An 11,884-nucleotide genomic window follows, 5' to 3' on the forward strand; every position below is an offset into this window, starting at 1 on the left:
ATTTGAGCTTTTATATAGGTGAAATTAAAAACGCCTAATAAATTAGGCGTTTTTAATTATGCTTTATGCTTCATTAAGCGTTCTTTTTCACGCGACCAGTCTTTATCTTTACCGTCTTCGCGTTTGTCGTGTAATTTCTTACCTTTTGCCAAATGAAACTCAAGTTTTACCCAGCATTTTTTCCAGTACATCGCTGTAGCTATTAAAGAATAGCCATCGCGCTCTGTTGCACCGAATAAACGGTCAAGTTCGCGTCTGCTTAATAGCAATTTACGATAACGTAGCGGGTCGCAAATTACATGGGTCGATGCACTTATAAGTGGCTGAATTTGACTGCCAAGTAAAAATGCTTCGCCATTTTTAAGATGAATATAAGTTTCTGTGATATTTACTTTACCAGCTCGGATACTTTTAACTTCCCAGCCTTGTAGTTCAACACCCGCTTCAAACTTATCGTGTAAAAAATACTCATGTCGCGCTTTTTTGTTTAGCGCGATGGTATTACTTGTCGATTTTGATGAATTTTTCTTAGCCATAGTGCCCTATAATATACGTAATGTGAGATGTTTTACATCGATTTTTTTAATAATGCTTTTAAAAATTTAGCTTTAATTTAAGCAGCATGAAAATTTGGGGAAACGCGCAAAGCTTGCTAAAATTCGCCCACACAGTTGGGAGTGAGTATGCCACAAATAGAAAAAAGTGCGCTGGTTATGTACAGCACTAAAGAGATGTTTGATCTAGTTAATGATGTAGAAGCTTATTCACAGTTTTTACCAAATTGCTCAGACTCAAAAATTGTTTCACAGCACGATAATAACATGACCGCGAGTTTAGAAATATCTAAGGCGGGTATAAAAAAGTGGTTTACCACCGAAAACACCTTTGTTGATGAGCAAACCGTGTTACTGCGCCTTGTTGATGGTCCGTTTAAGACCTTAAAAGGGCGCTGGCATTTTCAAGAGCTTGACGCCAAAGCATGTAAGGTTCATTTGCACCTAGAGTTTGAATTTTCAAGTAAGTTAATAGAGCTTGCCTTTGGAAAGATTTTTAACGATGTAGCAAAAAATATGGTGAGTGCATTTACTCAACGTGCAAAACAGGTTTATGGAGCGCGAGTATGATTAATGTTGAAGTGGTCTTTGCATTACCGACCACGGCCACGTGTTTATCAATTGAAGTGCCACAAGGGACTACAGTCGAGCAAGCTGTTATTCAGTCAGGTATTATAGAAAAGTGCCCAGAAATAGATGCCACATCGCTAACGTTAGGTGTGTGGAATCGAACTGTAAAAGCTAACTATGAATTAAAAGACGGTGACCGTATAGAAATATACCGTCCACTAATTGCAGATCCTAAAGATGCCCGCAGAAAACGTGCAGAAAAAGCAAAAGAAGAGGGGCGTGCAAATAAAATAACGGGTGGTCGCCCACTCGAGAAGTAATACCAATCGGCATAAACTTCGAACAATTTAACAGATTAAATCACACGCTAACGTCTTTTAAAATGGTAAAAGCTTTTTAAGTAAACCAATAAAAAAGGTGAGCCATGCTCACCTTTTTTACTACCTGAGACGTTTATTGCTCTAGCGGTGTAGTAAAGTTTTCAGGTTGGTCATAATCACCTGAGATTGAAACTAACTTTTCATTTTCAAAGTTAATTACTAACTCTTTATTTTGTTCGTTTTTACGGCCTTTATTAAAGCTGTAAATATAGCGCCAAGTATTGTTATCAAAGGCGTCCTCGGCAATAGGTCTACCTAATACATAAACAACTTGCTCTCGGGTCATATTTACACGAAGTTTTTCAACATCCGATTGCTCTAAAAAGTTACCTTGTGGAATGTTAATTCGGTATACCCAGCTAGAGCAACCTGCTGCTGAGCTAAGTGTTAAAGCGACGATAAGCCAAAGAGAAAAAGTTTTTAACGACTGCATTGTTAGTTGTGATCCTTATTTTTTATAATCTGCATGATACCGATTAGTCACTGAAGGTAAAACCCTTTTAAGCAATTGTTTTATGTTAAGGGCGTTAAGGTAATGTTTTGACCACTGATAATGAAAAAAGTTTACAGCATATTGAAACGAATATTTTAAAAACTGAGTCTACTTGGTTTTTATATATAGTTGAAACACGATTTGGTCATTGGTACACAGGGATCACGACTAATGTTGAAAAACGCTTTGCAACTCATCAAGCTGGTAAAGGGGCTAAAAACCTTAGAGGAAAAGGGCCTCTTTTACTTATCCATCAACAACAAGTAGGTAATAAAAGTGAAGCAAGTAAGCTTGAGTATCAATTAAAAAAGCTCCCTAGAGCTAAAAAGGAAGCGTACGTTTTAGCATTTAATACTGGCGATAGCAAAAGTACTTAGTTTGTGTAAATTAAGCATATTCGTTATGAGCAAAAACTATCTTCGAATATAGCTTATGCTCATAGCTGGCGTGTAATATCAGAGCTGCTTAGCGATGCTGTTCAAAGGTAGCTACAAGCGCATCAAGTGTTTGTGCACTGTTGGCTAAGTCGCGAATCGCTTGCTCTGTATTGATTTGTTCGCTCATTGCTTTATCGCTAATTTCGCTAATTTGCTCAATATTACGACTTACATCGGCAACCACATTACTTTGCTGCTCAGTTGCAGTCGCTATAAGCGTAGCCATATCGTTTATTTGATTTGCTGTTTCGGTTATCGTATCAAGTAATTCAACAGAGCTTTGCATTGCACCAACGCTTTGCTGAGCTTTATCTTTCGATTGGCTAATATCATTAACTACATCATCAGATATTTTTGTAAGCTCTTCAATCATAGATTGAATTTCGGTGGTTGATTGCGATGTACGGTTTGCCAGTGCACGTACTTCATCAGCAACAACAGCAAAGCCGCGTCCGTGTTCACCTGCGCGAGCAGATTCAATTGCAGCATTTAAAGCAAGTAGATTAGTTTGATCCGATATGCCTCTAATTGAGTCAACAATACTTGCAATATCAACCGTTTTTTTAGAAAGCAAAGTAACTTGCTCTGTTATGCCATCAATATCGCTGGCAAGGGCTGATATAGTTACTTGGCTTTGGAGTACTTGTTTATGGCTTTGAATAGTATTTTCGCGGCTGTTATCGGTTAACTTAGCTGTATTTGCTGCGCTTTGCGCTATTTCTTGTACTGTAGCGCCCATTTCGTTGATTGCTGCTGCGACAGATATTGTTTGTTCTTTTTGGTTGTCTATTGCTTGGGAGTTCCGTTTTGCTTGTTCAAATACATGATCAGAGCTTTTTCTAATATCGTGACTTTCGCTCGCAACTTGAGTAATCGCTGTTTCTATTTTATTTATAAACTGGTTAAAGCCGTTACTTAGATTGTTAAGCTCTGGTTGGCTCGATTCTGGTAAGCGGTATGCTAAATTTGCATCGCCAGAGCCTAAGCGTGAAAATAACTCAGCCATTTTAGAAAGTGGAGATGAAAGTGAGCGAGCAAGCAAATAACTGATTAAACTCGCAACCAATGCTGTAATTACCGTAAAAGTAAATATTTGCCATTGCAGGGTGTTTACGCTTGCGAAAACTTCACTTTTTGGCACTTGGGCTACAACATATAAATCGGTGTTTTTAATAGGCATAGCAGCTACAAGTGTCGGTTCGCCATTTAAATTAATTTCTTCTAGTGCAAAGCCATTACTATTAAATAGTTGGCTGTGAATATTTGCAGTATATAAATCATCAATGTTTGCTTTAGCTACTTTACTTGCATCTTTATGAAGCTGAATCAATCCACTTTTATCTGCAATGAATACAAAGCCTGTTTGCTCAATTTTAAATTGCTGTAATAGCTTTTGCATATCAGTGATGCTTTTTGCAAGACCTGCTAAACCAGTCCCATTAGCTTGCTGATGATTTACAAACATTTTCACATCATTGGCTGACTCTTGATAAATACTGATAGAGTAAGGTTGTTTTGATTGCTTAAAAGCAAAGAACCAGCCATCGGCTGCATCGTTTTTTAACACACGCAAAAACCCATTCTGGTTCCAGTACTGTGCAGTGTCTCTATTTGCCCAAGATGCTGTGGCTAAATCGTATTGCTGGGCAACGCGATTTAATTCTTTTAATAGTAATGTATCGTCTTGGTTGTTTGATTGAGCCCATTGTAAAATAAATTCGTTTGATGATAGTTGCTGAGCAGCACCGAGTAACTCGTTGATTTCACCGCCTATGTGATTGCTGATTGTTTGCAGTTTACTAGGGAGCTCTGACTCAATCATACGTCGCTCAATAATATCCTCTGAGCTGTGTAGGGAAGTCAAACCAATCAGTGCGGCTACGCATATAGCAATAACACTGCCTAAAGCTGTGATTTTTTGAGTGATCGAAAGATTTTGTATCGTCATGATATTAATTAATTTTACAACTAAATAGAAAAACATATTAGCACATTATTTATTTGGAACTAAATATTGGCTAAGCAGAATAGGCAAAGATATACCAGATTGATTAAAGTTTTATTAACAGGCATAAAAAAGCCCACATGCAAAAAGCATACGGGCTTGGTTTCTAACAAGCGAAACATTTATTGTTTAGGGTTAAACAATCTTTTTCATTGCTGACATGTAGCCACGTAATTTAGCACCTACTTTTTCAACTGGGTGTTCGCGCAATGCAGCGTTAATTTGAATTAATGTTTGGTTATCAACTTGGTTACTGTGCTCGCCAAGGCCTTTACCGATAATGTCTGTATCAACGTTTTTCATAAAATCAGCAAGTAATGGTAAACATGCATGGTTATATAAATAACAGCCGTATTCTGCAGTATCAGAGATAGTACGGTTCATTTCAAAAAGCTTTTTACGCGCAATAGTATTGGCGATTAATGGCGTTTCGTGTAATGACTCGTAGTAGGCCGACTCTTCAATAATGCCGGCTGCTGTCATGGTTTCAAATGCAAGTTCAACACCTGCTTTAACCATTGCTACCATTAAAATACCGTTATCAAAAAATTCTTGTTCAGAGATTTCTACATCGCCAGCAGGGGTCTTTTCAAAGTTAGTTTCTGCTGTTTCTGCGCGCCATTTAAGTAAGTTTACGTCATCGTTATTCCAGTCTTCCATCATAGTGCGTGAGAAAGTGCCGTCGATGATGTCATCTTGATGCTTATTATAAAGCGGGCGCATAATTAGTTTTAGCTCTTCACTTAGTTCAAACGCTTTTACTTTTGCTGGGTTTGAAAGGCGGTCAAGCATGTTAGTAACGCCGCCGTACTTAAGTGCTTCGGTAATTACTTCCCAGCCGTATTGAATTAGTTTTGATGCATAACCCGCATCAACGCCTTTTTCTACCATTTTATCAAAACATAAAATAGAGCCAGTTTGTAACATGCCACATAAAATGGTTTGCTCGCCCATTAGGTCAGACTTAACCTCAGCAATAAATGATGATTTAAGTACACCTGCGCGATGTCCGCCAGTACCCGCTGCATACGCTTTAGCTTGTGCTAAACCAAGGCCTTGAGGGTCATTTTCTGGGTGAACTGCGATCAGAGTTGGCACACCAAAACCGCGTTTGTATTCTTCACGTACTTCAGAACCAGGACACTTAGGTGCAACCATGATTACAGTAATGTCTTCACGTACTTGCATGCCTTCTTCAACGATATTAAAACCATGAGAGTAAGCAAGTGTAGAGTCTTTTTTCATAAGTGGCATAATTGCACTTACTACAGCGGTATGTTGTTTGTCTGGTGTTAAGTTAAGTACTACGTCAGCGGTAGGAATTAATTCTTCATAAGTACCAACAGTAAAGCCGTTTTCAGACGCATTTAAAAATGATTGGCGACGCTCAGAAATAGCTGAAGCACGTAATGTGTAAGAAACATCTAAACCAGAGTCACGTAAGTTTAAGCCTTGGTTTAAACCTTGTGCGCCACAGCCTACAATAACTAGTTTTTTACCTTTAAGTGCGTCAACGCCATCGGCAAATTCGCCTGCGTCCATAAATTCACATTGCGCTAATTGCGCTAATTGCTCGCGTAAAGGTAAGGTATTGAAATAATTCGCCATTGTTAGTGTCCTATAAAGTCATGTTTGTTAGATGCGCAAGGTTTATTGCGCTTACAAACACCATATGTAAAATCGTTGCTTGCGTAAAATGATATATTTGAATTAAAGTGTTTCATAATATGAAATACTGGGTTTGGCATGGATCATAAACATTTAAACTACTTTTTAGCACTGGCTAAAACACTTCATTTTGGACGCGCAAGCGAGCTTTGTCATATAAGCGCACCCACTTTGAGCCGCAATATAAAACACTTGGAAGAAGAGGTAGGTGTTGCATTATTTGTACGCGATAACCGCAGTGTTAAATTAACGCGTGAGGGTGAGTCGTTTATTGATTACGCCACAGCAACGCTTGCTAATTGGCAGCGTTTTAAAACGAATGTGAAAGACCCACAACAACATATTTACGGCAAAGTAAGTATTTATTGCTCGGTTACTGCATCTTATAGTTTTTTACATCAAATATTAGAGCAACTTCGTGCGCAGCATCAGTATATAGAAATAACATTAAATACAGGCGACCCTGCACTTGCTATAAACCGTGTGTTAGATGGGCATGAATTAATGGCTATTGCAGCTAAGCCAAATAAGTTACCGGCGCAAATTGCTTTTGTAGATATAGGGCATTCTCCACTTTTATTAATTGGACCAAAAATTCAATGTCCGATCACAGAAAAATTAACACACAATAGTGATGGCATTAATTGGTCTGATTTAGAATTTATTGTGCCAGAACAAGGTTTTTCTCGCCAAAGGTTAGAACACTGGTGGCGCAAAAATAATATTCACGGGAAAATTTACGCACAAGTTGCTGGGCACGAAGCAATGGTATCTATGGTGAGCTTAGGATTAGGTGTCGCAATGGTCCCTAAAATAGTGCTAGATAACAGCCCGCTGCAAGATAAAGTACAAATACTAACACCAAAAATGCAAGCGCCTGATGGGTTTGATATTGGTTTGGCAGTATTAAGGAAAGAGTTAAATGACCCTGCAATCAGTGCTTTGTGGAATATTGCGCAAACTTTAGATGCAAAAGCGATTTAATGCGCGCAGAGAATAAGCAAGTTAGTTAAATAGTATGAATATAGGTTGCGTATAAGTTTACTATTACTTAACATTGAGCGCTAATAATAAAAACAATGACGCTTGAGAGTTTATTTATGAACCACGCCGTATCACTTGCTCATTCTGCTCAATGCCTAAAAAAGGCGATTCCTTTGATGGTAAAATACCGAATGCCGGTTACACCCATCAACTATGCAATTTGGTACTGTTATATTCAAGGAAACAAACCTTCATTAAATGCTGAGTTAGACCATGTTATTGCTCTGCAACAAACATGTTCACAAGACAAAGCAAAAGAAATTTTTGATAAATATTTAACGCAAGACGATCTCGTTTTTTTTCAAGAAATGACTGAAAAATTTCATACAACTATGGAGCAAGTTCAGCAAGATATAAGCACAACGCTTGATCACTCTAAAAGCTTTACGACGAGTTTAGTCGACTCACAAAATGAATTAAATATGCTTGTTGATGTAAACTCTTACAATGAGATACTAGGTTGTGTTGAGCGTTTAACCGACGATTCTATTGCAATGCAAGATTATGCTCGGGAGTTTCAGACTAAATTAGCCGTTGCCTACAATGAAATAAAAGATTTAAAAGAAGCACTCAATATTTCAAAGGAAGCAGCCGATACCGACACGCTTACGGGTTTTTATAATCGAGGTAAGTTTGATTCTGATATTGTAAACTTTTGCCTCGAATACTCAGAGCAAGCGCAAGAAGACTCTCTTGCCGTACTCATTATGTTTGATATTGATCATTTTAAGCGCTTTAACGATGATTTTGGCCATCAAAAGGGTGATGAAGTCCTTAGGCTAGTTGCTAAAAAAGTGAGAGAAAATACAACTGAAGCTGCAAATGTGTATAGATATGGTGGCGAGGAGTTTTGCATAACAGCCTACTTTGACACTATTAACGATATAATAGCATTTGCAGATTGTATTCGTTTAGCAATAGCAAAATTGGCGATTCGTAAAAAGCATGATGTAACTGCAAAACGTGCTATTTCAGCAAGTTTTGGCTTAGCAATTTTACGGCCATTTACAAATAGTTCTGTTTTAGTTGAGCGTGCAGATAGAGCCTTATACATTGCCAAAACACATGGACGAAATCGTATAGAAATAGCCCCTGATATTTAATAAGTGCCAGAGGTTTCTGATTTATTTGGGTTAAAGCCGCTCAATTTAGGGCGATTTAATCCAACTTCAGTTTTGGTAAACAAGCAGGTAAAACCCAATAGAGCTTTAGCGAGTTAGCTCTTAGTAATTTTTTATTTGAATAATTGCATTTGCTACGTAGTGCCTCATTTTCAAAGGATCTTAAAGTACTATTAGTCAAAAATTACACAAGCAACTCAAAATATAGTCCTTAGACACAACTACCTTGAAAGATAAATAGTCCGAAAAGCATAAAGTTAACATTTTTGTATACAAATTGTGAATAATTGTAACCAGCTAGAGCTAGTTTAAAAAGACCTTGCTAGTATGGGGAACTCACTTATTTTGATACTTTGATTTACGCTGATGCGGTATGCCTTCTCATTATTAACAGCTCTATGTTTTAGCACTTTGTTTGTTTGCCTTTCGGTGCAAGCAACACAGGCAAGCAAGCATGCTGATGATTATACAGAGCAAGATATAACAACCGATCGTCTGCATTTGAGTTTAAGCGTGGGGGCTGGAGTTATAACCAACCCTTTGCATGGTGGAGATAATATTCCGCTCGTGCTTATTCCTCAAGTTGCGTTTTATGCAGAGCAATGGTTTTTTGATAATGGCCGTCTTGGTTATTCATTTTTGCAAACCCCTAAGCATCACTTTAATCTAGTTGGTGAACTCAACTCTGAGTCTCGCTTTTTTATAGACTGGCACCCTAAAAATGTATTTACACTACAAAGTAGTGCCCTCAACAATCAGTTCGTAATGCAAGATGAAGCCTCGTCCTCTCGCTATGTTAATATTGATAATTTACATAAACGGCAAATTGCACTGGATGCGGGTATTGCATATCACTATGTAAATGAAGACCATGTTTTTTCGGTTCAGGCTCTGCATGATATAACCGATGTTTATCGAGGTGTACGCGCAGCATTACAGTGGCAGTATCATACTGTGATAGGAAAGCTCAAAATAAAGCCAACACTTGGAATAAACTATAAATCTGCGGAACTAAATAGCTATTTTTATGGACTTAATGAGGGTGAAACTCAATTTGGCAAAATAGACGTTGGTAGTAGTTGGCAACCTTATGCTAAAATCGACGCCCGTTGGCCACTGAGTAAGGCTGACTCTCTTCGTTTTCATGTAGCATATTACGACTATTCGGCTATGGATGGCAGTCCGCTCTTCGAACGTACTTATTCAATGACTGCATTTATAGGATTCGATCGTACTTTTTAATATGAAGTATTTAATATTAGTTGTCTTTATTACCACTTTTTTTAGTGGTTTTAGTGTGGCACAAACCCCTTTTTTTAGCGTTTCTCCAAAAGTCTGCGTTGTCTCTGAACAGCAGGGTTTTTGCGATCTTGATTTACAATTTAAATGGCAATTAAACGCCTACAGTGATGTCTGTTTGTATCAGCAAGAGCAACGGCTTCAATGCTGGGAGCAACAACTTTCTGGGCAATTTAATTATAAAGCGCGTGTTCAGGTGGAGACCATATACTCCTTAATCAATCCTCATACGGGTGTGTTAATAGCAAAAACACAGGTTGAAGTACAAAGCGCCCATGCTAAAAAAAATAGGCGTAGGCTTCGCTCTCCGTGGAGCTTTTTTTAATTTAGGAGCAACTAATGCCAAAAATTTTACTTGTTGAAGATGATCTCGGTTTACAACAACTAACAAAAGATTACCTTGAACATAATGGCCTTGAAGTCGAAGTATTAGACCGTGGTGACGAAGTGTTTAATTACTTAGAAAACAATACACCCGATTTAATGATTTTAGACGTTATGCTGCCAGGTAAAGATGGCTTTAGCGTTTGCCGCCAAGTAAGAGATAAATTTACTCTACCAATTTTAATGTTGACTGCTAAAGGTGAAGATTTCGACCAAGTACTTGGCTTAGAGCTTGGCGCTGATGATTATGTAATAAAACCAGCAGAGCCACGTGTATTACTAGCGCGAATTAATGCATTACTGCGTCGTGGACAACCCATGGTAAAATCAAGCGAAGAGCTCCAGTTTGGTGATTTAGTCATTGATAAAACAAGTCGTATTGTAAAACTAAGTGATTCGGAGATTGTATTAACTTCGCACGAGTTTGAGTTACTATGGCTATTAGCGTCAAATGCGGGTGAAGTACTAAGTCGAGAACATGTGCACCAGCATATGATTGGCCGCCAATACGATGGACTTGATAGAACTGTGGATGTACGCGTATCACGAATTCGTAAAAAATTAGGCGACAACAGCGATAAGCCATATCGTATAAAAACTGTATGGGGACAAGGCTACTTATTTGTTTCTGATGCATGGGATCTTTAGAACTATTTAAGGTTAGTCGGCTTTAATGGGAAAACTGTTTACCAGCTTATATTTATATATCATCGTTTCTTTGTTTGTAGTAAGCGGTGTTATAGAGCAATTGTGGCCTTACGAAGAGTCGCAACAACAGGTCTTCTTAGATGATGAGTTTGGGCAATCACTCTGGTTGCTCTCACAAACTCCAAATGGTCTTAAAAAATTAAAGCACAACTTTGAAAGTAAAGTGATTGAACGACGTGATTTAATACTCCCTCAAAAACAACAATCGCAGCTCAACCAAAACCACTACTTATACTTATACGATAAGCAACAACGCATTGTTTGGTATGTAGATCTCGGTAATGATTCATTACTTCAAGTAGGACCGGTAGGTGTATTAACGCAGGAATCATCTTCTGTTTGGCCGTATTTATTACTACTTATTATTGTAGGTATACCTGTTGGGCTGTGGAGCTTTTTACTATGGCGCGACTTTGCAAAGCTACGTAAAGCGTGTGAAGCGGTAGAGGGTTTGCAAGACTTTCAACTAAACGACTCTTCTAAGTCTTTCTTTTTACCTATTACTGATACATTAAAGGTAATGCAGCAACGTATTGAGTTTTTACTTAGTGCGCAGCAAGAACTTACCTCATCGGTGTCGCATGAGTTTAGAACACCACTAGCACGTTTAAAGTTTGCAATTGTAATGCTGCAAGAACAAATGCTTGACGAAAAAGGTGAGAAATACTTAACAAACATGCAAACAGACATTAGCGAGCTTGAGTCACTAGTTTCTGAAATGCTCGAATACGCGCGATTAGACTCTCAACAACCTAGTTTACAGCCAATAAACTGTGACTTAGCTGGGCTGGTAAAAACAACTGTTGAAAAGCTAAACTTTGAAGCCCGAACAACGCTCTCCGTAAACCTCCCTGAGCATTTAAGTTATTACTGTGATAGTCACTTTATGGCGCGAGTATTTCAAAATTTAATTGGCAATGCGCTCAAATACACTCATAAACAAGTTAAAATTTCATTGCTACAAGAGACAAAACACATCGTATTGATTGTTGAAGATGATGGTGAGGGGATAGCTCCCGCTGAGCGAGAAAATGTATTTAAACCTTTTACTCGACTAGATAAAAGTAGAGGCAAGGATACCGGTGGTTTTGGTTTAGGACTCGCTATAGTTGCTAAAATTGTGTCGTGGCACCAAGGAGAGTGTAAAGCAGAAAGCTCAAGCTTAGGTGGTGCTAAATTTATTGTATATTTACCCCTCAAATTAAAGACATAAAAAAAGCG

At 38.2% G+C, this 11,884-nt stretch carries 13 protein-coding genes; 9 read left to right on the plus strand and 4 right to left on the minus strand.

The features are described from left to right. Positions 1-56: 56 nt before the first annotated feature. Complete coding sequence (smpB, locus tag GQR46_RS09160) at positions 57-536, minus strand: SsrA-binding protein SmpB (protein ID WP_010553883.1); 480 nt, start codon at positions 534-536, stop codon at positions 57-59. Positions 537-683: 147 nt separating this feature from the next. On the opposite strand from smpB, the gene GQR46_RS09165 reads away from it, so the two are divergent. Both GQR46_RS09165 and GQR46_RS09170 read left to right on the plus strand, forming a co-directional pair. Further along, a complete protein-coding gene (locus GQR46_RS09165; protein ID WP_007584120.1) occupies positions 684-1,124 on the plus strand; it encodes a type II toxin-antitoxin system RatA family toxin in 441 nt (146 codons plus the stop codon). Further along, positions 1,121-1,444 carry an RnfH family protein gene (locus tag GQR46_RS09170; RefSeq protein WP_007584122.1) on the plus strand — a complete coding sequence of 108 codons (324 nt, stop codon included), beginning with the start codon at positions 1,121-1,123 and terminating at the stop codon, positions 1,442-1,444. Before GQR46_RS09165 ends, GQR46_RS09170 begins: the two co-directional genes overlap by 4 nt. A 133-nt stretch (positions 1,445-1,577) precedes the next feature. On the opposite strand, the gene bamE is transcribed toward GQR46_RS09170, so the two are convergent. Further along, positions 1,578-1,937 carry an outer membrane protein assembly factor BamE gene (bamE, locus tag GQR46_RS09175; RefSeq protein ID WP_004335706.1) on the minus strand — a complete coding sequence of 120 codons (360 nt, stop codon included), beginning with the start codon at positions 1,935-1,937 and terminating at the stop codon, positions 1,578-1,580. A gap of 107 nt (positions 1,938-2,044) precedes the next feature. Here bamE and GQR46_RS09180 point away from each other — a divergent pair, with 107 nt between their 5' ends. After that, positions 2,045-2,374, plus strand: a complete 330-nt coding sequence (locus GQR46_RS09180; protein WP_165728714.1) for a GIY-YIG nuclease family protein — start codon at positions 2,045-2,047, stop codon at positions 2,372-2,374. 88 nt (positions 2,375-2,462) lie between these two features. Here GQR46_RS09180 and GQR46_RS09185 read toward each other — a convergent pair whose 3' ends face one another. Then, the gene (locus tag GQR46_RS09185; protein ID WP_165740782.1) at positions 2,463-4,382 is read right to left on the minus strand and encodes a methyl-accepting chemotaxis protein; all 1,920 of its coding nucleotides are present in this window, start codon (positions 4,380-4,382) and stop codon (positions 2,463-2,465) included. A gap of 192 nt (positions 4,383-4,574) precedes the next feature. Next, a complete protein-coding gene (gene ilvC, locus GQR46_RS09190) occupies positions 4,575-6,047 on the minus strand; it encodes a ketol-acid reductoisomerase (protein ID WP_024589917.1) in 1,473 nt (490 codons plus the stop codon). 138 nt (positions 6,048-6,185) lie between these two features. Here ilvC and ilvY point away from each other — a divergent pair, with 138 nt between their 5' ends. The 6 genes from ilvY to GQR46_RS09220 all read left to right on the plus strand — a co-directional run bounded on the left by ilvY (position 6,186) and on the right by GQR46_RS09220 (position 11,876). Then, positions 6,186-7,091 carry an HTH-type transcriptional activator IlvY gene (gene ilvY / locus GQR46_RS09195; protein WP_165728716.1) on the plus strand — a complete coding sequence of 302 codons (906 nt, stop codon included), beginning with the start codon at positions 6,186-6,188 and terminating at the stop codon, positions 7,089-7,091. 116 nt (positions 7,092-7,207) lie between these two features. Continuing rightward, a complete protein-coding gene (locus GQR46_RS09200; RefSeq protein WP_197160114.1) occupies positions 7,208-8,254 on the plus strand; it encodes a GGDEF domain-containing protein in 1,047 nt (348 codons plus the stop codon). Positions 8,255-8,701: 447 nt separating this feature from the next. After that, on the plus strand, positions 8,702-9,514 hold the full coding sequence (locus GQR46_RS09205; RefSeq protein ID WP_165728717.1) for a MipA/OmpV family protein: 813 nt from the start codon (positions 8,702-8,704) through the stop codon (positions 9,512-9,514). A gap of 1 nt (position 9,515) precedes the next feature. Continuing rightward, positions 9,516-9,896: a DUF3019 domain-containing protein gene (locus GQR46_RS09210; protein WP_197116694.1), complete on the plus strand. Its 381-nt coding sequence runs from the start codon at positions 9,516-9,518 to the stop codon at positions 9,894-9,896. 14 nt (positions 9,897-9,910) lie between these two features. Next, positions 9,911-10,603: a response regulator gene (locus GQR46_RS09215; RefSeq protein ID WP_007584133.1), complete on the plus strand. Its 693-nt coding sequence runs from the start codon at positions 9,911-9,913 to the stop codon at positions 10,601-10,603. A gap of 25 nt (positions 10,604-10,628) precedes the next feature. Next, positions 10,629-11,876, plus strand: a complete 1,248-nt coding sequence (locus GQR46_RS09220; protein ID WP_165740783.1) for an ATP-binding protein — start codon at positions 10,629-10,631, stop codon at positions 11,874-11,876. The last annotated feature ends 8 nt before the right edge of the window (positions 11,877-11,884 follow it).

Source organism: Pseudoalteromonas sp. Z1A6 (assembly GCF_011378745.1).
In the GTDB taxonomy this organism is placed as follows: domain Bacteria; phylum Pseudomonadota; class Gammaproteobacteria; order Enterobacterales; family Alteromonadaceae; genus Pseudoalteromonas; species Pseudoalteromonas arctica.